Source organism: Mesorhizobium sp. M0626 (assembly GCF_040320665.1).
Classification (GTDB): Bacteria; Pseudomonadota; Alphaproteobacteria; order Rhizobiales; family Rhizobiaceae; genus Mesorhizobium.
In genome coordinates this window covers 318545-340588 of sequence record NZ_JAMYQD010000003.1, presented here as the reverse complement: position 1 = coordinate 340588, position 22044 = coordinate 318545, and the positions used below count along the sequence as shown (strand labels likewise).

The window sequence follows — 22044 nt, the reverse complement described above, 5'->3', positions numbered from 1 at the left end:
CCAACCTTGCCAAGGCAGTAAGCCAGTGTCAGGCGCAACAGGTCGCTCGCCGACCTGACGCCGCGCGGGCGCAGGAACGCCTTCGTCTCGCGGGCGCTCTGCGTGAGCAAATCTTCGCCGCCCAGAAGCTCAATCGTCTCGGCCCAGCCGTCATCAACAAGCGATTCGTGTGTCATCGCAGTGTAGAATCACACCCGATTCCGCAGGGCAATACCTATCTTAGCGCCTATGCCCACAAGGGGGAGGTAGGGGAGCGCGCACTTTACCCTCCCCCCTTGTGGGGAGGGTCGCGAATGTAGTGAGCGGGGTGGGGTCCTGGTTCGCGAAGCGAACCAGCTCTCTCCTCAGGCCGCGTAGCGGGCAGCAGGCTTGTCGGCGTGCAGGCTGCCGTAGAAGACTTGCCTTGCGCCGAGGAAGGTGTCGAGCTTGGTCGCATCGGCAAGTGCCGGCACGGTGACGGCTTCGCCCCTGGATAGGCCCACAAGCGCGGCATCGACCATATCGTCGGCGGACATGATGATCTCCTTCGGCAGATTGTCGATGTCGCCGCCGGCAAGCTCCCAGAAATCGGTGCGGGTCGCGCCCGGCAGCACCGCCTGCACCTTCACATTGGTGCCGGCGACTTCGCGGTGCAGCGCCTCGGTGAAGTTGACGACATAGGCCTTGGTGCCGCTGTAGATGCCGCCGAACGAGGTATCATAGGCGAGCACAGAGGCGATGTTGACGATGGCGCCGCGGTTGCGCGCAAGAAGCCCCGGCAGAACGGCGCGGGTCAGGCGGGTCAAGGCGATGACGTTGACCTTGATCATGCGCTCGGCCTCGTCGGCGTCGGCCGTTGCTACCACGGCCTGGCCGCCAATGCCGGCATTGTTGACCAGGAACGTGGTGCTATCGTCGGCTGCGATCGCCTGCTCGACGCGGCGCACATCATTGTCGTCGGCAAGATCGGCTGATATCACGCTGACCTTGCGCTTGTAAGCATATCGCAGCTTTTCAGCCAGTTCCTGCAGCCGGTCGGCGCGCCGCGCCACCAGCACCAGATCGTAGCCCTGCCCGGCCAGCCGGTCGGCATAGACAGCACCTATGCCGGCCGATGCGCCGGTGACGACTGCGGTACCCTTGTTGTCCTGTCCACTCATTGTCCTGTTCCTTTTTTCTGCCCGGCGAGACAGGTCGATGAACCCTCGTCCCGCCCTGGTCTCCAATTAGTGGCATATACCACTTTCAGGAAGTAGGCATATACCACCATCTTGTCAACGGAGGCGGCAGAAACTATTTCTGCGACAGGCCGGCAGCGGTTTTGCCGGCAAGGAGTCGTGATGAGCAAGACCGTGCTGCCGGGATTCAGCCTTTGCAACAACGCCACGCTGCGGCGCGCCGCGCGCAAGCTCGGCCGCTTCTATGACGATGTAATCTCGCCTTCGGGTCTGAAGGGCACGCAGTACGGCCTGCTCTACCAGATCCATGTCAGCAACGAGCCGGCGATGGGCACGATAGCCGAAGCGATGGTCATGGATCTCTCGGCGCTCGGCCACACGCTGAAGCCGCTGATCCGCGACGGCTATGTCGACACCTTCGCCGACAAGGACGATCGCCGCGTCAAGCGGGTGCGGCTGACGCCGCAAGGCCAGACCAAGCTCGAGGAGACAACGCAATTGTGGAGCACTGCTCAGCAGCGCTTCGAGACGCTGTTCGGCCCGCAACGAGCGGCAGATCTGCGCGCTATGCTGGATGAAGTCGCGGCGCTGGACTACGACGTGCCGGCGGCCGCCCCTTCAAGCTGAAAGAACGGCCGCCGGTCCTTTGCAAAGATCTATTCCGCCGGCATGGCGACCGGCCGGGCCGCCCAGCGGCCGGCCAGCACCACGCCAAGCCCGATCAGCGGGAAGATGGCGGCGACCAGGCCGAGGTCGGCCGGCACGCCGTAGCGAAGCACGGCGCCGCCGGCCACAGCGCCCAGCGCCACGCCGAGATAGAGGGCCGAAGCGTTGAGCGACAGCACGATCGGGGCGGCGTCGGGCGCCAGCTTGATGATGCGGCTGGCCTGCGCCGGCGGAAATGCCCAGCCGACCATGCCCCACGGCACCATCATGGCCATCAATGCCGGCCCGGCGAGATGCTGCGGCAGGAAGGTCGGGATGACCGAGAGCATCACCAGCATGACGGCGCTCAGCGCCAGCGACCAGCCGACGGTGCGCGTCGCACCAAAACGGTCGGCCGCCTGGCCGCCGGCTATGTTGCCGATGACGGCGCCCACACCGAAGGCGAGCAGCATGCCGGGCAGCGCAATCGGGCTGAGGCCGCCGCTCTGGATGGCCAGCGGCGCGATATAGGAAAACACCGAGAAGGCGCCGATCAGGGCAAGAGCGGTGGTCAGCAGGATCGGCATGACGCCGGGGCGCAGCGCCGCAGCCAGCCGCCGCCTGAGCGGCAGCTTGGTGCCGACAATTCCGCGCGGCAGCCGGTACCACAGAATGGCGCCGACCAGCGCGCCGAGCCCGGCAATGGCAAAGAAGGTCCCGCGCCAGCCGGCTATCGTGGCAACCAGCGCGCCGAGCGGTGCACCCAGCGCAACCGCCACCGTGGTTCCGCCGACGACGACTGCAATGGCCCGCGCCCGGTGGTGGTCATCGACCAGCGCCACCGCCGTGCCTTGAGCGGTCGCGGCAAACAGGCCTGACGACAGCGCCATGATGATGCGGGCAATGAGCAGCAGCTCGAAGGACGAGCTCAGCGCCGCCACCACATTGCCGATGACGAAGAACGCCAGCGTCCACAAGATGACGCGGCGCCGGTCCCATTCGCCGGTCAGCGTTGCCAGGATCGGCGTGCCGATGGCGTAAGCCAGCGCGAAGGCGGTGATCAGCGTGCCGGCGAGCGGAATGGAAATGCGGGCGTCGGTGGCGATATCAGGCAGCAGGCTGGAGATGACGAAGCCTTCGGTCGAGATCGTGAACGATCCGAGCGCAAGCCAGAAGAGGCGCTTGTCCATAGGGCGTGTCCTTAGTTCAAAACTTATTGAACAATTGGACATAACAGGACATGATGTCAATGAAGCCAGGTGAAAATAGCTGAAGCCTGCTGACAGCCCTGTGTCAGGACAGCCATTGGGCCAATCGCGAAACGGACCGTGCATGCCCGCGAAAGATCGACGCGTTGAAATCGCCACCGACTGTGCTTAGTTTCGGGCCATGACTTTGCCGCACCCCAATACAGACCAGATCAGCCTGCCGGTTGTGCTCGGCGTGCTTGGCGACCCGACCCGGCTCGCCATCGTGCGCTATCTCGCCTGCAAGGAAGGCGTGCCGCTGAACTGCAGCCGGTTCCTCGACCTCGGCTCCAAGACCAATCTCAGCTATCACCTGGCCAAACTGCGCGAGGCCGGCGTCACCCGCGCCGAAGTGGCCGGCACCAACCGGATGATCACGCTGCGCCGCGCCGACCTCGACGCCCGCTTCCCCGGCCTGCTCGACAGCGTGATTGCGGCGGCCGGAGATGACCCGGCTCTACCCATCGTCGGCGGCCACGACATCGAAATGCCGGCGTAGCTGGTGCCGAAGTCAGGCCGCTCCTAGCGCTGCCAAAAACCGATATGCGGGGCGAGGAGTTCCTCGTCCATCTCGGGGAAAGGGCCGTGGACCTCGACCGGCTTCTGCCCGGAGCCGAGGACTGTGCGCGACGAGAGGTTCATCGTCGGGTTCTCTGCGTGATTGCCGGTCAGCGCGAGAAGCTTGGTTTCCTCGAAGCCGTAGACCAGCCGGCCGATATTCGCCCAGTACAGCGTTCCCGTGCACATCGCACAGGGCTCGCCGGTTGTGACCAGCGTGCAGGACCAGAGGAAATCCGGCGGATAGGTGTCGGCGGCACGCCGGGAGAGCTCGGTTTCGGCGTGGCGCACGGTGTTGATGTTGCCTTGCCGCATCAGGATGCGATCGTCGGGGCCGACGAGCACGCAGCCGAAAGGATGGTGCCCGTGCGCGGCAGTCTCGCGCGCGACGTCATTGGCGGCGCGAAGGTGGGCAACCATCTGGTCGCGGGTCATCGCCTGTCCTCCCCCGGATGAACTCTGGAGCGGCGTGGACGCTAGCAGATGGAGTGCTTCCGCGATAGGCGGGGCTCCCGGCTGTCTCGAACGATCTCAAGGGCTTGATAATGAAGGCAGGGGCTTGATAACGAAGACGGGCCGCAAGCCTCAACGGGCTGCACCAAGGAGCCCGCCGCATGCGCATTGCCGTTCTCGCCGACATCCATGGCAATGTGCTGGCGCTGGATGCCGTGCTCGCCGATCTAGCGCGGCGCGGCGGCGCCGATCTCACCGTCAACCTTGGCGACTGTGTCTCCGGCCCGCTCTGGCCGCGCGAGACGTTCGAGCGGCTCGAAGCGCTCGACCTGCCGACGGTGCGCGGCAACCATGACCGCCGGGTCGCGGTCGATCCGGCCGACGATATGATGTGGGCTTCAGACCGCTATGCGCAGGAACGGCTGACATCAGCGCAGCGCGAAGCCCTGCTCGCCCTGCCCTTCACGCTGGAGATTGTTCCCGGCGTGGTCGCTTTCCATGCGCGGCCCGACCATGACGAGAAATACCTGCTCGACGCGATCGTCGATGGCCAACTGGTGCGCGCGCCGCTTGCCGCTATTCAGCGGCGGTTGCAGGCGCTGGACCCGGCCTGCCGCATCGTGCTGTGCGGCCACAGCCACCGCGCGGAACTGGTCCGTATCCCCGGCGGCCCCTTGCTCTTCAATCCCGGCAGCGTCGGCGCCCCCGCCTATGAAGATGACACGCCCCCGGCGCATGTTTCGGAGCAAGGCAGCCCGCATGCGCGCTACGGCATCCTCACCTTGGATGGCGATGGTCCAGACCGTTTCGAGACCATCGCCGTCGACTACGACCACGAAGCGGCGGCGAGACAGGCCGCACAGGCGGGCCGACCGGAATGGGCGCATGCGCTGAGGACCGGCTTCATGCCCAAACCCTCTTGGCAAGGCTCCGCTTGACCGCACGGCTGCGCCCTGCTTCCGCCTCGCGGCACCAAACATCGGACGCATTTTCAGACTTACATGGCCGCGTATCGTCCCTTATAAAACCGCCTTGGCATACGGCAGGACTGCTGCCGCAAGGGTAATCGGCGCACGGCCAAATGATGAGGCGCACAATCCGAACCATTTTGCATCGACTGACTGGCGCTCCGCTCCTGCGGGCAGCCCGGTTGTTGGCGGGTCCGTTGGTGGTGGGCCCGTTGTTGGTGAGCTTGCCGGCCAATGCCGAGGACGCGCCTGCCGACATCGTTTCCATAGTGACCGAGCTCGGCCCAGGCGATCTCCTCAACATCCGCGCCACGCCGTCGCCGGTCGGCAGAACCCAGGCGCGCCTGCCGATCGGCTCGAGCGTCAGGAATTTCGGCTGCAGCGAAGTGGACGGCCACCGCTGGTGCAAGGTCGAGGAGATCGACAATCCACTGGTCAAAGGCTGGGCGCCCGCGCGCTATCTTATCCCCGACAATCCGACCGTGGTCGAAGTTGACGCCGCGCCGCCCCAGGCGACCGCCAGCGCTGAAGCCGGCGGCCCGACGCTCGCGCCCGACATGCCGACGCAGCCGGCCGACGTGGCCGCAGCGCCCCGGACGACTGCACCCGCCGCCTCTGCCGCTCCGCCTGTACCCACTCAGGCTCCACCCACCCCGGCTGCACCCGCGCCGGCTCCACTCGACCTGACGGAGCGCCTTGGCAGCACGGATCCGGGCGCGCCGAAGTCCGCCGCCGAGATCGGCAGGACCGCCATGCAGGATGCTTATGGCCTCGCCTTCGCAGCCAATGAAAGCCCGAGGACGGGCGAGATCCCCGCCACGGAGGCTCCGGCGACGGAGGCCACGGGGACGCCGGTACAGGATTCCGCCGCGTCTGCGGGAGCAGCGCCGGATACGGCGTCCGCGCCGGGGGTACCATCCCCGACGCCACGGCCAGACCAGGCCAAAGCTGCGACCGCTACGCAAACCGTTGCACGGCTGGAACCCCCGCCCGCCCTCGGCGCCACCGCCGAGATCCCCTGCGCCCGCTATGTCGGACAACCGATGACCCGCTGCGCCGTCAACATCGTCCACAATGGCGCCGACAAGGCAGACATCACCGTGACCTGGCCCGACGGCGGCACCCGCGTCATCTCCTTCTATGCCGGCATGCCGGCCAACTCGGATTCGCCCAGCGACTTCCGCTTCACAAGGGAAGGCAGCCTCAACATGATCCGCGTCGGGGTATCAGAGCGGTTTGAGATTACGGATCAGCTCGCGCTGGGGGATTAGGTGTCAGGCAGTAGGGAATGGGCAATAGGCGCCTTAACCTCGCTCCTGCCTAATCCCCACTGCCTGATCCCTACTGCCTAATCCCTACTGCCTAGCCTCATTTTCGGGGTTACATCTCCCAAAACTCTTCCCTATAAGGCCCTCCTAGCCTGATACCAGAATCGCAAGCACAACCGGCCGGGTCTTCCCGTCCCGGTTTTTCGTGCAAGCCGCTCGCCGAACGGAACTCACAACGATGCCAAGACGCACCGACATCAAGTCGATCCTGATCATCGGGGCCGGCCCCATCGTCATCGGCCAGGCCTGTGAGTTCGATTATTCCGGCACACAGGCCTGCAAGGCGCTGAAGGAAGAGGGCTTTCGCGTAATCCTGGTCAATTCCAACCCGGCCACCATAATGACCGACCCGGAACTGGCCGACGCCACCTATATCGAGCCGATCACGCCTGAAGTCGTCGCCAAGATCATCGCCAAGGAGCGGCCCGACGCGCTGCTGCCGACCATGGGCGGCCAGACCGCGCTCAATACTGCTCTGTCGCTGCGCCGCATGGGCGTGCTCGAACGCTACAATGTCGAGATGATCGGCGCCGACGCCACGGCGATCGACAAGGCCGAGGACCGGGCGCTGTTTCGCGAGGCGATGAAGAAGATCGGCCTGGAAACGCCGAAGTCGATGCTTGCCAATGCCACCGATGTCAAGAACGCCGACCGCAAGACGCACGAGGCCGAGCGCGCCGCCGTAAAGGCCGAGGCGCCTGCCGACCTCGATGCCGCGCTCGACGCGCTGGAAACCCGCTGGAACCTCGGCGAAGGCGACCGCAAGCAGCGCTACATCAGCCATGGCATGGCGATTGCCGCCCAGGCGCTCGACCATGTCGGCCTGCCCGCCATCATCCGCCCGTCTTTCACCATGGGCGGCACCGGCGGCGGCATCGCCTACAACCGCGCCGAATTCTACGACATTGTCCAGTCCGGCCTCGACGCCTCGCCGACCACCGAAGTGCTGATCGAGGAAAGCGTGCTCGGCTGGAAGGAATATGAGATGGAGGTCGTCCGCGACAAGGCGGACAATTGCATCATCGTCTGCTCGATCGAGAATATCGACCCGATGGGCGTACACACCGGTGACTCGATCACCGTCGCGCCCGCGCTGACCTTGACCGACAAGGAATACCAGATGATGCGCAACGCCTCGATCGCGGTGCTGCGCGAGATCGGCGTCGAGACCGGCGGCTCCAACGTGCAGTTCGCCGTCAACCCGGCCGATGGCCGCCTCGTCGTCATCGAGATGAACCCGCGCGTCTCGCGCAGTTCCGCCTTGGCTTCGAAGGCGACCGGCTTCCCCATCGCCAAGATCGCGGCAAAACTCGCCGTCGGCTACACGCTGGACGAGCTGGAGAACGACATCACCGGCGGCGCCACGCCCGCCTCCTTCGAGCCGAGCATCGATTACGTCGTCACCAAAATCCCGCGCTTTGCCTTCGAGAAATTCCCCGGCGCCGAGCCGGTGCTGACCACCGCCATGAAGTCGGTCGGCGAAGTCATGGCCATCGGCCGCACCTTCCAGGAGTCCCTGCAGAAGGCTTTGCGTGGATTGGAAACCGGCCTCACCGGCCTAGACGAGATCGAGATCCCCGGCCTCGGCCACGGTGCCGTGGCTGCCAACCACGCCGACGACCGCAACGCCATCCGCGCCGCGCTCGGCACGCCGACGCCCGACCGGCTGCGCATGGTGGCGCAGGCGATCCGCATGGGCACCTCGCTGGAAGACGTGCACGCCATGTGCAAGATCGACCCGTGGTTCCTCGAACAGATCGCCGGCATCGTTTCCATGGAAGCCCGCATCCGCGAGCACGGCATTCCGCAAGACGCCGTCAATCTGCGCATGCTGAAGGCGATGGGCTTCTCCGATGCCCGCCTCGCCTCGCTGACGAAGACCGACGCCGAAGTGATTGCGAAGATTCGTGAAAAGCTCGACGTTCATCCGGTTTATAAGCGCATCGACACTTGCGCGGCCGAGTTCGCCTCGCCCACCGCCTACATGTACTCGACCTACGAAGTGCCCTTCGCCGGCGCGCTGGCCAATGAAGCGCAAGTGTCAGCGCGGAAAAAAGTCGTCATCCTTGGCGGCGGTCCGAACCGCATCGGCCAGGGCATCGAGTTCGACTATTGCTGCTGCCATGCCGCCTTCGCGCTGCGCGACGCCGGCTATGAAGCGATCATGATCAACTGCAACCCCGAGACCGTCTCGACCGACTACGACACCTCCGACCGGCTCTACTTCGAACCGCTGACGGCGGAGGACGTGCTGGAGATCCTGCGCGCCGAACAGGCCTCGGGCGAACTGGTCGGCGTTATCGTCCAGTTCGGCGGCCAGACGCCGCTGAAGTTGGCCGATGCGCTGGAGAAGGCCGGCATCCCGATCCTCGGTACGTCGCCCGACATGATCGATCTCGCCGAAGACCGCGACCGCTTCCAGAAGCTGCTTCATAAGCTCAACCTGACCCAGCCGAAGAACGGCATCGCCTATTCGGTCGAGCAGGCGCGCCTAGTCGCCGGCGAGCTCGGCTTCCCGCTGGTGGTGCGCCCCTCCTATGTGCTCGGCGGCCGCGCCATGCAGATCATCCATGACGAAGGCATGCTGCAGAGCTACCTGCTCGACACCGTGCCCGGCCTGGTGCCGGAGGACATCAAGCAGAAATACCCCAACGACAAGACAGGCCAGATCAACACGCTGCTGGGCAAGAACCCGCTTCTGTTCGACACCTATCTCTCCGGCGCCATCGAGGTCGATGTCGACTGCCTCTGCGACGGCAAGTCGACATTCGTCTCAGGCATTCTGGAACACATCGAGGAGGCCGGCATCCACTCCGGCGACAGCGCCTGCTCGCTCCCCGTTCACTCGCTGCCTTCCGAGCTGGTCGACGAGCTGGAGCGCCAGACGGCGGCCCTTGCCCGCGCGCTCAATGTCGGCGGCCTGATGAACGTGCAGTATGCGATCAAGGACGGCACGGTCTATGTGCTGGAGGTCAATCCGCGGGCATCGCGCACCGTGCCCTTCGTCGCCAAGACCATCGGCCGTCCCATCGCCAAGATCGCCGCCCGCATCATGGCCGGCGAGACACTTGAAGATGCCTTCGCCCATTACGGCGCCATGCCCGACCCCAGGAACCCCGGCCACATAGCGGTCAAGGAAGCCGTCTTCCCCTTCGCCCGCTTCCCCGGCGTCGACATATTGCTTGGCCCGGAAATGCGCTCGACCGGCGAAGTCATGGGCCTCGACCGCGACTTCGCGCTCGCCTTCGCCAAGAGCCAGCTCGGCGCCGGCGTTGATCTCCCCCGCTCCGGTACGCTGTTCGTCTCGGTGCGCGACGAGGACAAGGCCGGCATCCTGCCGGCGGTCAAGCGCCTCGCCGGCCAGGGCTTCAAGGTGTTGGCGACATCCGGCACGGCCCGCTTCCTCGCCGAAAACGGCGTCGACGCCCAGAAGATCAACAAGGTGCTGGAGGGCCGCCCCCACATCGAAGACGCCATCCGCAACCGCCAGGTCCAGATCGTCTTCAACACGACGGACGGCCAGAAGGCGGTGTCGGACTCCAAGTCGCTGCGCCGCGCAACGCTGATGCAGAAGGTGCCGTATTACACGACGCTGTCGGGCGCCGCGGCGGTGGCCGAGGCGATTGCGGCGCTGAAGGCGGGGAGCCTGGAGGTTCGGCCGCTGCAGGAGTATTTTGCTTGACGCAATTGGCGCTCTCACCACATCTTTCGGAGATGGCAAGCAGTTTCCATTTTCTCTATAAGGATTTTGGACAACCGAAATTGACCAGAAAAACACAAAATGATAGCTCCGGCAATTGCTGTGAATGGGTCGCGAAATAACTTCTCAGAAACTCAACTTTATGTAGAATGGTACTTTGGATTTTCCGAAAGTGATATTCTATGGCCACGGACAAAGCCCCTATAACGCCTGCAGTGGACCTCCCAGCGCCACCGACCCAGCTCGATTTATCTGGAATCCAAGAGCTAGCTAGCGCGTCAACTATTCCTCCTACAAAGGAAATTGACATTTCATTCTTTTCGCATCGATCGCGAAAATCCACTCAGCTGGTTGGTAACAAGAATACAGTAAATCTCCTCAAAGCAAAGAGAGAGTGGCTCAGTTTCGACCTTGTCGATACCGTATATATAACTTCGATAAAAGTTTTTGCGACCGGTTATGAAGAACACCATGAAATGGAGATTAGCTTCGTAGACGGGTCGAACGGTGGCAGAACCGAAGAGTCGAAACGATATGACGGATCATCTTTTAATTTTGAGCCGAATAGATTTGTAAACGGCTTCGGAATTAGGCCGAGTGAACGATTCTGGAAATCGGCAACCATAACAAGAATCGAAATTAAGGGAGTTGAGCAGAAATACTTTTCCGCGATCGTAAAACTTTTTGACGATATTGCAGGCGAGCGGGAAAAAATCGAAAACTCTCTTAGGGCCTATCTTGAAGAAGCCAAAGTCTCGTTTAACAAAATTGAAGAAAACAGCTTAGAAATCTCCAACCAAAATGACGCGATTGAGGCAGGAGAATCCGAAATCAAAGACCTCAACGCGAAGGTGCAGGAATTAGCCGACACAGCTGACGAGGTTGAAAGACGAATTGCGATTGGTGTTTCGGTTGAGAACGAGCGCAACGAGCGCGTGACGGCGATAGAACTAAACATTGACAAGCTAAATGCCGACAGGAAAGCACTTAGCTCCGAAATATCCAGCAAAGAGGCGATACTTAGGGAGTTAAAGAATAACATAAATTTATTTCCAACCGAAATTGCCGGTTATGTCAAACAAGGAACAAACAACATTAAGCTATATACTGGAATTTGCGCTGTGCCAATTTTAATAATTGGACTAGTAACAGCTAGATTATTTTTAAACTCTGAGCGACTATTGGATTTCTTCCTTCAGAATAATCAAATGGGAATCATCGAGTTCCTGATCTCACGAGCACCGTATGTGATCATATCGGCATCAGTCCTAGCTGTGTGCTATTCAATTCTATATCGTCTAATATCGGAAATTATAAATATCAACCGCAAGAGACAGGACCTCTACAAAATAAGCATCATTGCCACTGACGTCTCTTACGCTTCCCAAGACGAAATGGAATTAACCAATGATGAGCGATATGAACTCCGAACACAGACTAAGATCGAGATGTTAAAGGAGCATCTTAAGCATCATATGAGCGAGGATTATTTATATGCTCCAAGCAAAAGCTACGCGAGTACACTTCTATCGATGCTAGCTAGGCGGGGTAGCAAGGCGGACAACGATGAGACTGATAAGGCGGCCGCATAGAAAATAGCACGGCCGGATTGGAACGCCAGAGACGGCGGCTGCCACCGCTCCTCACGCCATCGCCACGCACTCGATCTCGATATCGAACTCCATCGGCCATGATGCCACCGGCACAAAACTGCGCGCCGGCGGGTTGACGCTGAAATACCTGGCATAGACCCGGTTGATGGCGTTGTAGAAGCCGGAATTGACGGCGTAGATGCGCACCATCACCACGTTTTCCAGCGAGGTGCCGGCCGCTTCCAGGCAGTGTTTCAGCGCCTTCAGCGACGCCTCGGTCTGCACCTCGATGTCGCCGCGCACCATCTCGCCGGTCACCATGTCCACCGGCGGCGTCGCCGAGATGAACACGAAGCCGTTGGCCCTCACCGCCGTCGAGCAGGGCAGCCCGAGCGCCCGCACCTTGGCCGACATCACGGGCACTTCGATGACTTCTTTTTTCACGGTGATGCTCCCTTTGTTTGCCAAGCTGGCGCCAAGGCCCCCTCACCCAGCCTCCGCTTCGCTCGGCTGACCTCTCCCCGAGGGGAGAGGAGCCGGTCAGCGCCAGCGCTTCCCTCTTCTCCCCAGCGGGGAGAAGGTGGCCGCGAAGCGGTCGGATGAGGGGGCCGGCGCCACCTTTAATCGTGAGGAACTTATCCCCCCACCCAGCGAACACCAGCGCCGAAGCATGGTCCAGCCCTCACCCCTGCCCCGGATACAGCGTCCCATCCTTGTGCAGGAACCGGCCATCTGAACTCGGGCTCATCATATCGATATCGGAGCAGGTGATGACATCGTCGGGATTGCGCGAGCCGACTTCGAGATAGCGCGCCGTTGCCGACGAGCGGTTGATCATGTGATGGCCGTTGCCGCTGTTCTTGGCGAACGTCGCGCAGTCGCCGGCTTTGAGCACCGTCTCGCCGCCATCCTCGACCAGCACCAGTTCGCCTTCCAGCACATAGACGAGCTCATCCTCATGGCTGTGCCAGTGGCGCTGGCTCGACCAGCCACCGGGCGGGAGGGTCATCAGATTGACGCCGAAATCGCTGAGCCCGCCGGCATCGCCGAGGCGGCGGCGCGTGCGCTCGGCGCAAGGGGCGTCGAAGGGTGCGGGGTAGCCGGAGCCCTTGCGGACAGGCACGGTGGACAGGTCGATCTTGGGCATGGGAGCTCCATTGAATTGGTGGCGGCAGTGTATGTCACTGCCGGCGCACCCACAGAGCCACTTTGCCGCAATGCCTTGCCAACGGCAGGCATCGGCCGTCGCACTCTACGGCGCCCCCCTCTGTCCTGCCGGACATTTCCCCCACAAGCAGGGAGATTGGCTGTCGCCTCAGCCTTCGCCAATTTTCACCGTCGGTAGAAAAGCACGGCGCCGACGCTGCTGATCTCCCCACTCGTGGGGGAGATGTCCGGCAGGACAGAGGGGGCGCCGTAGAATGCTATTGCTGGCCAGTCACCAACCCTCAACCCTGATGCGCGGCCGCGAGTTCCTTCACGTGCTTCTCGTGCATCTGCAGCGTCGGCAGCGTCTTCTTGGCGAATTCCTTCATCGCCGGGTCGTCGCCCGAGTTGGCATAGGTGCTGAACAGGGCAACGGCCTCCTTGTGCGCGTCCGTCTGCATCTGGATGTACTTGGCGTCAAAATCCTTGCCGCTTGCGCTCTTCAACTCGTCGAGCATTGCCTGCTCCTTCGGCTGCAGGGCCGGTCCCGCGGCTTTGGTCGAACCGGTGGTCTGGCCCTGGCTCAGCGCCGCCTTGAACTCCTTGCCGGCTTTGGTGTGGTCCTTGACCATCTGCTTGGCGAATTTCTTCACGTCAGCCGCCTTGGATTTCTCCTCCGCGAGCTTGCTCGACTGGATTTCGAATTCGTTGGAGCTAGGCACGGTCTTGACGAAGGTTGGGGTATCGACCTTGCTGGCGGCCAAGGCAGGCGCGACCGCAGTCGAGTTGGCCGCAAAGGCGGCAGGGGCACCGGCGAACAAGGCGACGGCGGCAATGGTGAGAAGCGTTTTCATCTGAGGTCTCCGATTTGAAAATTTCCCTCGGCTAATCAAACGCGGCATTGGCGGCAGGGTTGCGTCCGGAGAACTATTCGTCAGCGACCATCTGCCGAAGAGCCGTCCCGAGCCCCTGGCGGACAAACCTCAGGACAGCACGCCTCGCCATATTGCAGCTGTTCGTTCCAGTTCGGTCGACCCTCAGGCGTGAAATCCATAAGGTTCCACAGGATCTCGCAGATGCCGATGGCGCGCTGATCCTAATGGACGGCGCTGCATTGGGAGCCGGTTGCACTTCCCTGTATTGCGTCTGCAGGTTAGATTTCCGGAGCTGGGGAGACACATGCAAGAGGATGAAGAGATCGATCTGCGCTGCCCGCAAGTGGTGGCCGACAATGCCGCCAAGGGGTTGAGGCTGCGAAGAGAATTCGGCCGGGGCGGCACCGAGATCGGCGTGGCGCGGGCGACGGAACTCAAGAACCGCGAAAAGCTGGCGCCATCCACTATCCGCCGCATGGTCAGCTACTTCGCCCGCCACGAGGTCGACAAGCGCGGCAAGAATTACGGCAATGAAGACAATCCATCGGCCGGCCATATCGCCTGGCTGTTGTGGGGCGGCGACGAGGGCCGCGCCTGGGCGCTTGAGCTCAAAAAGAAGATCGGCAATGCGCCCGATATCTGAGGGCTGCCGTAAAACGACTGGCGGGCCCCAAACCCCCGCCTGGGACCCGCCAAGGAGCGGCTGAACACATGCCGGTGCAGCCCCTCCACATCTGCCAGTCGTCGATCCGCCATCGGTCGAAAGGCATGGATGGTGAGGTAGCATCCGGTTGCGGCGGCCAATGTGAAGCAGTTCACAATCCGGAGGTTTTCAACAGCGCTCGAGCAATTCCAGGAAAGGTGGGAACCGGTTTTCCCGGGAAAAGCGGGTAGCGTTTTCCCCAGGGAATTGCGGCAAGAAAAAAGCCCTTACCCTTCCCAGGCGACAGGCATCATTCCCAACCGCTCGTAGAGCCTGAGCGCGGCGGCGTTCTCGACCGTGTTGGTCTTGAGGTCGACATGGGCCGCGCCCCGATCGCGAAAGGCGTTGAAAGCCTGCCACATTAGCGCTTCGCCAATTCCTTTGCCGCGCGCTTCGGGATGGACCGCGAGGTCCTTGACGAAGGCCCTCGTCCAGCACAGCGCTGCCGCCGCCAGCCGTCCCTTGGCGTCGATGACCAGGAAACACAGCGCCGGGTCCAATTCGGCATCGCTGGATATGCGCGGCCACCATTCGTCGAACGGGCCGTCGGTGCCGTCGTCGAACACCTCGGTCAAAAGCGCATGCAAGGGCTGCGCGTCACCATGTTCGAAGCAGCGCATGGCAAAGCCGGCCGGCCAGTGCGGTGCAACGAGCGTCTCGTCGAGGATCTTGCGCAGCCGGATGTCGTTTGGAGCCGGCGGGCGCGGTTCAGGCATCGCGCTCAGGCGTCGGGCTGCAGCCGGCGGCGCTTGCGGTCGACACCGAGGCCGGTGGCCTCGAGCAGGCCTTTGCGCTTGGCGTCGAAATAATAGCCGGTCTGGTAGAGCCAATCGGCCTTCTTGGCGTTGCCACCCGCCACCAGCCAGGCGCCACGCAGATATTTGACCGCGTATTTCAGATTGGTCTCGGCGTCGAACAGGCCCTTGGCCGGCCCGTCATAGCCCATGCCGCGCGCCGTCGCGTGCTTGATCTGCATCAGCCCCCAATGGCCGTTATTGTAAGCCTTGGGATTGTAGGTGCTTTCGCGGTTGACGACGTGGCGCACCAGATCGACCGGCACCTCGTAGAGAGCAGCGTATTTCTGGATCAGCCGGTCGACGTCGCCGCGCATGCCGGTCGCATGCTCTTCTTCCGGGAGACCGAGGGGCGCGGCGGGGAACTGGCCCAGGAAAGCAGGGTTCTGCGGCACGACATAGGCTACCTGCTGCACGCCGGGCATGGCGTTCTGGCCGCCCTTGGCGGTCGCCGGCATGACAAGGCTGGCGGTCGTATATTGCGCCGCGACCGGCTGTCCGGCCTTGGCAGGCGCAGGCGCCTGCCAAGCGTTGGCGGCCATCACCGCAGGCAGGGCCGGGGCCGTGGGCGTCGCGCCGGCAAAGGCCGCGGTCGCGGCAGCCGGCTGCGGGGCGGCGGCAAGTGCTGGTGTGGCGGGAGTTGCTTCGGCCGCCTGGACGGGTGTTATGCCCGAGGATTGCGGCAGCACCGAAACCGTATCAGGCAGCGGCACGGTGAAGCCGGCATCGCTGCCGGCAGCGGTCGCGGTTTCGGTCAGCGCAGGCGTAGCCTTCATTTGCGAGGTCGATTGGCAGCCGCTGAGGGCAGCTGCGCCGACGATCACAGAGATTGCGATAAGGTTGAACTTTGCTGGCAAGCCGCGCGGGTCCGATTTGTCGGTTGTTAAGAAGTCCTTACACCAGCGATTCCTGGTGGGCAATCGGGACCATCTGGTGGTTTTCGGGTGGCGAGAGCCGGGATCAGATGCCATATTGTTCTGCATATGTACCGGTTGGTATCCCGGTTTTCGCCGCTTTGCGGAAAGGAGCGCATCATGGAAACGGCATCTTCGATCACAGCCGGCCACGCAGTGTTAGAAACAGTGATCGGCTTCATGGGCATCGCCTGGAGCGAAAAGGGCCTGATCCGGCTCTGCCTGCCCGAAAGGAGCCGCGAAGCAGTGGAGCGCCGGCTGATGCGGCATGCCGGTGTTGCCGCCAATACCACTGCGAACACTGGGCAGCCGCAATGGGTGGTCGAGCTGATCGCCTCGATCAAGGCGTATGCCACAGGCGAGGACGTCGATTTCTCCGGCGTGCCGGTCGATCTCGACGGCGTCGACGACTTCCGTCTCGCCATCTACGACGCGGCGCGAAAACTGCATTACGGCGAAACCACCACGTATGGCGAACTGGCCAAGCGCGCCGGCCAAGCCGGCCTGCCGCGCGAAACCGGGGCAGCGCTGGGCGCCAACCCGGTGCCGCTGGTCATCCCCTGCCATCGGATTCTAGCCGCGGGCGGCAAGATCGGCGGCTTCTCGGCGCCCGGCGGCTCGGCCACCAAGGAAAAGATGCTGGCCATGGAAGGCGTGCGCGTCGGCCCGCCGCCGGCGGCGCAGGTCTCGTTCGGGTTCTAAGAGCTTGAATGGTATGCCGGCTGGGTATGTTGAGATTCAGGTCAGGCCGCACCGAGAACTATGGTCTTCGAGAACCGGAGCGGAGCGTGCTTAATGTACGTGGGCACCGGACGCGCAGAAGACCATCGTTCGCAGGCCGGCCTCACCTGAATATCAATATGCCTAATGACGGCGCAGGAAGCGGCGGTGAAAATGGTCGTTCTCGATCCGCTTGCAGAGATAGACCGGGCAGGATTCGGTATCGGCGCTCGGTACATAGGCGCGCTTTCTGATCTCGCCGACATTGCAGAATTGCTGGCTCTGCACATAGCGGTCGAAGAGCGGCAGCCCCGGCACACGCCTGGACTGATAGCGCAGGATGACCGCGCCCTGGCGCGCGATCGTGCCTTGCACCCTGTCGCAGCTCATACGAGTGGGGTCGTAGCGCGAGATCGCCTGCGCCTCGGCGGCCGCCAGCGTCAGGCAGGCAGCAAGCAGAATGGTTTTCACAACCGTTTTCATGACAGTCTCCCAAAACCGGACTAACGCCGTCGGGCGTCCCGATCTTCCCGATTGCTGGACGCTTTCATGCGATTGGGGCGGCCTTTGGGCGGCGCCACCGCAACGCCATTTTTCGAGCCATCTTGTTTTTGGTGCGAAACCCGCCTATATCAGCTCCATTGATATTTCGGCCGATCGATCCGGGCCTCGCGATCTTCGCGTTTGCTGACGTCTATCTCCAAAATCTCGATACAAACCGGCTGAACCTCGGTTCGGTCAAACCAAAGCAAATGCGAGGACTATTCATATGGCAACTGGTACGGTCAAGTGGTTCAATGCCACCAAGGGCTTCGGCTTCATTCAGCCTGATTCGGGCGGTGCGGACGTTTTCGTTCACATCTCCGCTGTCGAGCGCGCTGGACTGTCGACCCTGGTCGAAGGCCAGAAAATCAACTTCGAGATCGAGCAGGACCGCCGCACAGGCAAGTCGTCCGCTGGTTCTCTGAGCAAGGCAGCCTGATTTTGCGATAGCGCGCGCCGGACGAGAGTTCGGGGCGCGCGGCAAGTCACGGATGTACTGACGGTCGCGCGAGAAGCGCGCTGGAGCGGAAAGACCCGACAAGCTGGATCAGCAGATAGCTGCCGGCCCGGACTTAAAGCTCCGATCAGGCTAGCGAAAATGGGAAGGCGGGATTTATCCCGCCTTTTTGTTTGTCTGGAATTGGACGATGGCCATGCTAGTATCGCCCCATGACCAAGCTCGAACAGATTGAAAGATCCATCGCAGCCCTGAACACCAAAGAACTAAAGGCCTTTACCAAATGGTTCGCAGCGTATCAGGCAGAGGTGTGGGATATGCAGATCGAGGCGGACGCCAAGGCTGGCCGGCTGGATAAGTTTGCCGAGCAGGCTTTGGCTGAACTTCACGCGGGCCGAGTTCGCCCTCTTTGAATGCGCGCTACGGCCGAAGGCCGCAAGCCCAACCGGGCATCGCGCCCGTTGGCGTCCGGTCCGGAACGAGCCGCGAAGCGGCGGCAAGCGCGAGCACAAATCAGCGCCGCAGATGCAGCGGCACCACCTTGTTGTCGGCGCCAAGCAGCGCCTCGATCGACAGCGGCTCCCGGTTGAAGATCGTGCCGGCCAGCGCCGGGCGGCCGAGATGGAACCCCTGTAGCAGGTCGACGCCGCCATCCAGCGCGACGCGCAGATGCACGGATTGCTCGATGCCTTCCACCAGCACCTTGGCGCCGCGATCGTGCAGCGACGAGACGAGCGGCCGGAAGAAGCGCTCGGCGGCAGCGTGGCGGCAGAATTCGGCGAACCAGCCGCCGTCGATCTTCACGATATCCGGCTGGAGCAGGCTCATCCGCTCCGCGGTCGAGTGGCCGGTGCCGAAATCGTCGATGGCGATGCGGATGCCGTGGCGCCGCATCTCTCGCACCAGCGGGGCCAGCACATTATCGTCGGCCGCCTGTTCGGTGATCTCGCAGACCAGCATGGCGGCATGCAGGTCGAGATCGCCGAGATGCCGCGTCATCAGCCGGATCTCGGCCAGCGCCCGCCCGAGATGATCGTTGATCATCGGATTGTAATTGAAGAACAGGTCGAGCCCGTCGACGCCGATGTTGCGGAAGTTTTTCAGATGCAGCATCCGGCACATCGTCTCGACAAACAGGCGGTCGCCCGGCGCAACACTGTCGAAGAACATGGCCGGTGCAACCGGCATGGAGGCGCGCTGCGGTTCGATCAGCGCCTCGACGGCAACCGCGGCCAACGCGCCACCGCGTGGCGCAAAGATCGGCTGGTAGGCGCTCTTCAGCCGGAACGCGCCGTAGACGCCGTATTCGATGCCGACCTCGTCGGCAAAGATCGCTTCGCCGATATCGCGACGCCTCTCGCGCTGCCCGGTCATGGCCCGGTCCTGCGCCCGAACACCCTGCCCGGCCGCGCCGGAGGCGCTGCAGTCGGGCCGGCAGGCGTCTTGCCAGGCTCGGCCGCCGCGACAGATGGCTGCCCATCCTTGCCGAAAGCGCGAAAGCTGGTCGGCGCCAGTTCCGGCTTCGCCAGCACGAAGCCCTGCACCATCGATGCGCCGGATTTCTCGGCCAATTCAAGCTGCCAGCCTTCCTCGATGCCTTCGAACACCGTGCGGATGCCCTGTAGTTCGAAGTTCGTCACCATGGCAGTCAGCAGGGCAAAGCCGGCGCCGGATTCCATGAGCTGCGTGATCCAGTGCGCATCGAATTTGACGATGTCGGGCTTGAGCTCCTTGATGCGGTTGATGTCGGATTCATCGGCGCCGTAATCGTCGACGGCAATGCGAAAGCCATTGGCCCGCAGCGCCTCGACAAAGCTGTAGAGCGTTTCCTGCGACGCCGACTTCTGCTCGGTCACCTCGCACACGATGCGGCGCGGATCGATCCCGGCTTCGTGCAGCACCAGCCGCATGTCGCGCAGCGCGTTATCGGCGATGGAGCGCTCGGTAAACACCGACGGATCGAAATTGACGAAGATCGAAGCCTCTTGCGGCAGGCAGGCGCCGGCATTGAGCAAATGCAGCGTGCGCGTCAGCGCCTCGATATGCAGGCGGTCGCCGGCCGGACAGGTGCGGAAGAAGTTCATCGGCGATTGCGGCTCGCCGTCACGAAACGGCCGGATCAGCCCCTCGAACGCTGCGATCGAGAGCTTGCTCTCCTTGAAGGCGAAGATCGGCTGAAAGGCGCTCTGCAGCGTGTAGGGACCCCAGACACCTGAAGCGGTGCCGTCATCGTGACGGATGATGTGGGCAAGCCCGGTGCTGCGCGACAAGGGTCCCTCGCTCCGCGAGACAGGCGAAATGGCTGGCGATCCTGCCGTCAAAGGTTTTAGCGGCCGTTGATGAATTTAGTCTTGCCGGGGATAGGCGTCGATTGCAGAGCCCGCAACGCAGAGTGAAACCGTCATGCACGCGCTCCAAAAAGCCGATCTCCACGGGTCCTTGACCCTGGCTCATCCGACAATGCTTGCACTTGCCGGGTCGATGCGACATGAGAGGCGCCGCAGCTGTTTGCGGTTGCGCCGACCCCTCTGGAGATATCTGGCCATGGCCTTTCTTGCCGACGCCCTTGCCCGCGTAAAGCCTTCCGCCACCATCGCGGTGACGCAGAAAGCCCGCGAGCTGAAAAATGCCGGCCGCGACATTATCGGCCTCGGCGCCGGCGAACCGGATTTCGACACGCCCGACAACATCAAGAATGCGGCGATCGAGGCGATCCGCCGCGGCGAGACCAAGTACCCGCCGGTTTCGGGCATCGCGCCGCTGCGCGAGGCGATCGCGAAAAAATTCAAGCGCGAGAACAATCTCGACTACAAGCCCGAGCAGACCATTGTCGGCACCGGCGGCAAGCAGATCCTGTTCAACGCCTTCATGGCGACGCTGAACCCAGGCGACGAGGTCATCATCCCCCGCCCCTATTGGGTCAGCTATCCCGAAATGGTGGCGATCTGCGGCGGCACCTCGGTGTTCGCCGATACTTCGATCGACAATGGTTTCAAGCTGACTCCCGCCGTGCTGGAAAAGGCGATCACGCCGAAGACCAAATGGCTGTTGATGAACTCGCCGTCGAACCCGTCCGGCGCCGCATACACGGAAGCCGAGCTGCGCGCGCTGGCCGACGTGCTCTTGAAGCATCTGCATGTCTGGACACTGACCGACGACATGTACGAACACCTGACCTATGGCGACTTCGTCTTCAGGACGATCGCCGAGGTCGAGCCGAAACTCTACGAGCGCACGCTGACCATGAACGGCGTCTCGAAAGCCTACGCCATGACCGGCTGGCGCATCGGCTATGCCGCGGGTCCCGTCCAGCTGATCAAGGCGATGGACATGATCCAGGGCCAGCAGACCTCGGGCGCCTGCACCATCGCGCAATGGGCCTCGGTCGAGGCGCTCAACGGCCCGCAGGATTTCGTCGCCAGGAACAAGGCGATCTTTCAGGGCCGTCGCGACCTCGTCGTGTCGATGCTCAACCAGGCGCGCGGCATAACCTGCCCGTCGCCGGAAGGCGCCTTCTATGTCTACCCGTCCTGTGCCCAGCTGATTGGCAAGAAGACCAAAGCCGGCAAGATAATCGACACCGACGAGACTTTCTGCTCCGAATTGCTCGAAGGCGAGGGTGTCGCAGTGGTGTTCGGCTCGGCCTTCGGCCTCGGCCCCAACTTCCGGATCTCCTACGCCACGTCGGAGACGCTGCTGGAGGAAGCCTGCACCCGCATCCAGCGGTTCACGGCATCGCTGACCTGAACTGGCGGCACCGAGACATGAAACCCGGCTTCGAGCCGGGTTTTTGTCAGGAGCAGACCTCAGCCGCCATACTGCTCGCTGGTGACCGCTTCCATCCAATCTGCGTGGACGCCGTCCAGCGCTTCCTGCATGGCGACGTGGGTCATTGTCGTCTTTGGACCCGCGCCGTGCCAGTGCTTCTCGCCCGGCTCGAACGAGATCACGTCGCCCGCCTTGATCTGCTGGATCGGCCCGCCCCATGTCTGCGCAAGGCCGGCGCCCGACGTGACATAGAGCGTTTGGCCGAGCGGATGCGTGTGCCAGTGGGTACGCGCGCCAGGCTCGAAGCTGACCAGCGTGGCCCGCAGCCGCGCCGGCGCTTCCTTCTCGATGATGGGCGTCTGCAGCACGCGGCCAGTGAAATACTTCTCCGGTGCGATGAGGGTCGGCACGCTGCCGCAGGCAATGATCTTCATCTCTGGTGACCCCTAAGTTTGGCAGAACCTACCCTGCCCCGG

23 protein-coding genes are annotated in these 22044 nt (G+C 62.7%); 11 read left to right on the top strand and 12 right to left on the bottom strand.

Annotated features, from left to right (window positions below; all coding sequences use genetic code 11):
* Nucleotides 1-344: 344 nt before the first annotated feature.
* Nucleotides 345-1139 carry an SDR family NAD(P)-dependent oxidoreductase gene (locus NKI37_RS05510; protein ID WP_023815018.1) on the bottom strand — a complete coding sequence of 265 codons (795 nt, stop codon included), beginning with the start codon at nucleotides 1137-1139 and terminating at the stop codon, nucleotides 345-347.
* 180 nt (nucleotides 1140-1319) lie between these two features.
* On the opposite strand from NKI37_RS05510, the gene NKI37_RS05505 reads away from it, so the two are divergent.
* Entirely contained in the window at nucleotides 1320-1784 is a 465-nt protein-coding gene (locus NKI37_RS05505; protein ID WP_352667249.1) for a MarR family winged helix-turn-helix transcriptional regulator, read from the top strand.
* A 29-nt stretch (nucleotides 1785-1813) separates the two neighbouring features.
* Here NKI37_RS05505 and NKI37_RS05500 read toward each other — a convergent pair whose 3' ends face one another.
* Nucleotides 1814-2992 (bottom strand): MFS transporter, encoded by a 1179-nt coding sequence (locus NKI37_RS05500; RefSeq protein ID WP_023744337.1) that lies wholly within the window; start codon nucleotides 2990-2992, stop codon nucleotides 1814-1816.
* Between the two features lie 199 nt (nucleotides 2993-3191).
* Between NKI37_RS05500 and NKI37_RS05495 the strand changes: the two genes are divergently transcribed.
* Entirely contained in the window at nucleotides 3192-3548 is a 357-nt protein-coding gene (locus NKI37_RS05495) for an ArsR/SmtB family transcription factor (RefSeq protein WP_352789497.1), read from the top strand.
* Between the two features lie 23 nt (nucleotides 3549-3571).
* Here the strand turns inward: NKI37_RS05495 and NKI37_RS05490 are convergent, their stop codons facing one another.
* Nucleotides 3572-4042, bottom strand: coding sequence for a nucleoside deaminase (locus tag NKI37_RS05490; RefSeq protein WP_023672423.1), 471 nt, complete (start codon nucleotides 4040-4042; stop codon nucleotides 3572-3574).
* A gap of 179 nt (nucleotides 4043-4221) precedes the next feature.
* On the opposite strand from NKI37_RS05490, the gene NKI37_RS05485 reads away from it, so the two are divergent.
* The 4 genes from NKI37_RS05485 (at nucleotide 4222) to NKI37_RS05470 (ending at nucleotide 11648) form a co-directional block, all read left to right on the top strand.
* A complete protein-coding gene (locus NKI37_RS05485) occupies nucleotides 4222-4998 on the top strand; it encodes a metallophosphoesterase family protein (protein ID WP_023672422.1) in 777 nt (258 codons plus the stop codon).
* A 248-nt stretch (nucleotides 4999-5246) separates the two neighbouring features.
* A complete protein-coding gene (locus NKI37_RS05480) occupies nucleotides 5247-6299 on the top strand; it encodes an SH3 domain-containing protein (RefSeq protein WP_352789509.1) in 1053 nt (350 codons plus the stop codon).
* 235 nt (nucleotides 6300-6534) lie between these two features.
* On the top strand, nucleotides 6535-10038 hold the full coding sequence (gene carB, locus NKI37_RS05475; RefSeq protein ID WP_352712059.1) for a carbamoyl-phosphate synthase large subunit: 3504 nt from the start codon (nucleotides 6535-6537) through the stop codon (nucleotides 10036-10038).
* A 200-nt stretch (nucleotides 10039-10238) separates the two neighbouring features.
* Nucleotides 10239-11648 carry a hypothetical protein gene (locus NKI37_RS05470; RefSeq protein WP_352789494.1) on the top strand — a complete coding sequence of 470 codons (1410 nt, stop codon included), beginning with the start codon at nucleotides 10239-10241 and terminating at the stop codon, nucleotides 11646-11648.
* A 51-nt stretch (nucleotides 11649-11699) separates the two neighbouring features.
* Here the strand turns inward: NKI37_RS05470 and NKI37_RS05465 are convergent, their stop codons facing one another.
* The 3 genes from NKI37_RS05465 to NKI37_RS05455 all read right to left on the bottom strand — a co-directional run bounded on the left by NKI37_RS05465 (nucleotide 11700) and on the right by NKI37_RS05455 (nucleotide 13648).
* Complete coding sequence (locus tag NKI37_RS05465; RefSeq protein ID WP_352789492.1) at nucleotides 11700-12092, bottom strand: Rid family hydrolase; 393 nt, start codon at nucleotides 12090-12092, stop codon at nucleotides 11700-11702.
* Between the two features lie 238 nt (nucleotides 12093-12330).
* A complete protein-coding gene (locus NKI37_RS05460; RefSeq protein WP_023823444.1) occupies nucleotides 12331-12795 on the bottom strand; it encodes a cupin domain-containing protein in 465 nt (154 codons plus the stop codon).
* A 301-nt stretch (nucleotides 12796-13096) separates the two neighbouring features.
* Nucleotides 13097-13648: a DUF4142 domain-containing protein gene (locus NKI37_RS05455; protein ID WP_352712055.1), complete on the bottom strand. Its 552-nt coding sequence runs from the start codon at nucleotides 13646-13648 to the stop codon at nucleotides 13097-13099.
* 325 nt (nucleotides 13649-13973) lie between these two features.
* On the opposite strand from NKI37_RS05455, the gene NKI37_RS05450 reads away from it, so the two are divergent.
* The gene (locus NKI37_RS05450; RefSeq protein WP_023697061.1) at nucleotides 13974-14312 is read left to right on the top strand and encodes a hypothetical protein; all 339 of its coding nucleotides are present in this window, start codon (nucleotides 13974-13976) and stop codon (nucleotides 14310-14312) included.
* A gap of 287 nt (nucleotides 14313-14599) precedes the next feature.
* Here NKI37_RS05450 and NKI37_RS05445 read toward each other — a convergent pair whose 3' ends face one another.
* Together NKI37_RS05445 and NKI37_RS05440 are read right to left on the bottom strand one after the other, a co-directional pair.
* Nucleotides 14600-15088 (bottom strand): GNAT family N-acetyltransferase, encoded by a 489-nt coding sequence (locus tag NKI37_RS05445; protein WP_352789489.1) that lies wholly within the window; start codon nucleotides 15086-15088, stop codon nucleotides 14600-14602.
* 5 nt (nucleotides 15089-15093) lie between these two features.
* Nucleotides 15094-15942, bottom strand: a complete 849-nt coding sequence (locus NKI37_RS05440) for a transglycosylase SLT domain-containing protein (RefSeq protein WP_502896358.1) — start codon at nucleotides 15940-15942, stop codon at nucleotides 15094-15096.
* 258 nt (nucleotides 15943-16200) lie between these two features.
* Between NKI37_RS05440 and NKI37_RS05435 the strand changes: the two genes are divergently transcribed.
* On the top strand, nucleotides 16201-16782 hold the full coding sequence (locus NKI37_RS05435; RefSeq protein ID WP_023691537.1) for a methylated-DNA--[protein]-cysteine S-methyltransferase: 582 nt from the start codon (nucleotides 16201-16203) through the stop codon (nucleotides 16780-16782).
* Nucleotides 16783-16944: 162 nt separating this feature from the next.
* Here NKI37_RS05435 and NKI37_RS05430 read toward each other — a convergent pair whose 3' ends face one another.
* Complete coding sequence (locus NKI37_RS05430) at nucleotides 16945-17271, bottom strand: hypothetical protein (protein ID WP_352789506.1); 327 nt, start codon at nucleotides 17269-17271, stop codon at nucleotides 16945-16947.
* Nucleotides 17272-17569: 298 nt separating this feature from the next.
* Between NKI37_RS05430 and NKI37_RS05425 the strand changes: the two genes are divergently transcribed.
* Entirely contained in the window at nucleotides 17570-17782 is a 213-nt protein-coding gene (locus NKI37_RS05425) for a cold-shock protein (RefSeq protein WP_015316174.1), read from the top strand.
* Between the two features lie 230 nt (nucleotides 17783-18012).
* Nucleotides 18013-18213 carry a hypothetical protein gene (locus NKI37_RS05420; protein WP_023671961.1) on the top strand — a complete coding sequence of 67 codons (201 nt, stop codon included), beginning with the start codon at nucleotides 18013-18015 and terminating at the stop codon, nucleotides 18211-18213.
* A 100-nt stretch (nucleotides 18214-18313) separates the two neighbouring features.
* On the opposite strand, the gene NKI37_RS05415 is transcribed toward NKI37_RS05420, so the two are convergent.
* A complete protein-coding gene (locus NKI37_RS05415; RefSeq protein WP_023689726.1) occupies nucleotides 18314-19174 on the bottom strand; it encodes an EAL domain-containing protein in 861 nt (286 codons plus the stop codon).
* Nucleotides 19171-20070 (bottom strand): EAL domain-containing protein, encoded by a 900-nt coding sequence (locus NKI37_RS05410; protein WP_023828094.1) that lies wholly within the window; start codon nucleotides 20068-20070, stop codon nucleotides 19171-19173. The genes NKI37_RS05415 and NKI37_RS05410 overlap by 4 nt, the downstream gene beginning before the upstream one ends.
* Nucleotides 20071-20344: 274 nt before the next feature.
* Here NKI37_RS05410 and NKI37_RS05405 point away from each other — a divergent pair, with 274 nt between their 5' ends.
* On the top strand, nucleotides 20345-21547 hold the full coding sequence (locus NKI37_RS05405; RefSeq protein WP_023744327.1) for a pyridoxal phosphate-dependent aminotransferase: 1203 nt from the start codon (nucleotides 20345-20347) through the stop codon (nucleotides 21545-21547).
* Nucleotides 21548-21606: 59 nt separating this feature from the next.
* Here the strand turns inward: NKI37_RS05405 and NKI37_RS05400 are convergent, their stop codons facing one another.
* Complete coding sequence (locus NKI37_RS05400) at nucleotides 21607-22002, bottom strand: (R)-mandelonitrile lyase (protein WP_023695758.1); 396 nt, start codon at nucleotides 22000-22002, stop codon at nucleotides 21607-21609.
* Nucleotides 22003-22044 lie beyond the last annotated feature (42 nt).

Excerpts from the sequence above, each read along its gene's own strand:
- NKI37_RS05510 (WP_023815018.1), bottom strand. The coding sequence starts at position 1,139 with ATGAGTGGACAGGACAACAAGGGTACCGCAGTCGTCACCGGCGCATCG.
- NKI37_RS05505 (WP_352667249.1), top strand. The coding sequence starts at position 1,320 with ATGAGCAAGACCGTGCTGCCGGGATTCAGCCTTTGCAACAACGCCACG.
- NKI37_RS05500 (WP_023744337.1), bottom strand. The coding sequence starts at position 2,992 with ATGGACAAGCGCCTCTTCTGGCTTGCGCTCGGATCGTTCACGATCTCG.
- NKI37_RS05495 (WP_352789497.1), top strand. The coding sequence starts at position 3,192 with ATGACTTTGCCGCACCCCAATACAGACCAGATCAGCCTGCCGGTTGTG.
- NKI37_RS05490 (WP_023672423.1), bottom strand. The coding sequence starts at position 4,042 with ATGACCCGCGACCAGATGGTTGCCCACCTTCGCGCCGCCAATGACGTC.
- NKI37_RS05485 (WP_023672422.1), top strand. The coding sequence starts at position 4,222 with ATGCGCATTGCCGTTCTCGCCGACATCCATGGCAATGTGCTGGCGCTG.
- carB (WP_352712059.1), top strand. The coding sequence starts at position 6,535 with ATGCCAAGACGCACCGACATCAAGTCGATCCTGATCATCGGGGCCGGC.
- NKI37_RS05470 (WP_352789494.1), top strand. The coding sequence starts at position 10,239 with ATGGCCACGGACAAAGCCCCTATAACGCCTGCAGTGGACCTCCCAGCG.
- NKI37_RS05460 (WP_023823444.1), bottom strand. The coding sequence starts at position 12,795 with ATGCCCAAGATCGACCTGTCCACCGTGCCTGTCCGCAAGGGCTCCGGC.
- NKI37_RS05455 (WP_352712055.1), bottom strand. The coding sequence starts at position 13,648 with ATGAAAACGCTTCTCACCATTGCCGCCGTCGCCTTGTTCGCCGGTGCC.
- NKI37_RS05450 (WP_023697061.1), top strand. The coding sequence starts at position 13,974 with ATGCAAGAGGATGAAGAGATCGATCTGCGCTGCCCGCAAGTGGTGGCC.
- NKI37_RS05445 (WP_352789489.1), bottom strand. The coding sequence starts at position 15,088 with ATGCCTGAACCGCGCCCGCCGGCTCCAAACGACATCCGGCTGCGCAAG.
- NKI37_RS05440 (WP_502896358.1), bottom strand. The coding sequence starts at position 15,942 with ATGAAGGCTACGCCTGCGCTGACCGAAACCGCGACCGCTGCCGGCAGC.
- NKI37_RS05435 (WP_023691537.1), top strand. The coding sequence starts at position 16,201 with ATGGAAACGGCATCTTCGATCACAGCCGGCCACGCAGTGTTAGAAACA.
- NKI37_RS05425 (WP_015316174.1), top strand. The coding sequence starts at position 17,570 with ATGGCAACTGGTACGGTCAAGTGGTTCAATGCCACCAAGGGCTTCGGC.
- NKI37_RS05420 (WP_023671961.1), top strand. The coding sequence starts at position 18,013 with ATGACCAAGCTCGAACAGATTGAAAGATCCATCGCAGCCCTGAACACC.
- NKI37_RS05415 (WP_023689726.1), bottom strand. The coding sequence starts at position 19,174 with ATGACCGGGCAGCGCGAGAGGCGTCGCGATATCGGCGAAGCGATCTTT.
- NKI37_RS05405 (WP_023744327.1), top strand. The coding sequence starts at position 20,345 with ATGGCCTTTCTTGCCGACGCCCTTGCCCGCGTAAAGCCTTCCGCCACC.
- NKI37_RS05400 (WP_023695758.1), bottom strand. The coding sequence starts at position 22,002 with ATGAAGATCATTGCCTGCGGCAGCGTGCCGACCCTCATCGCACCGGAG.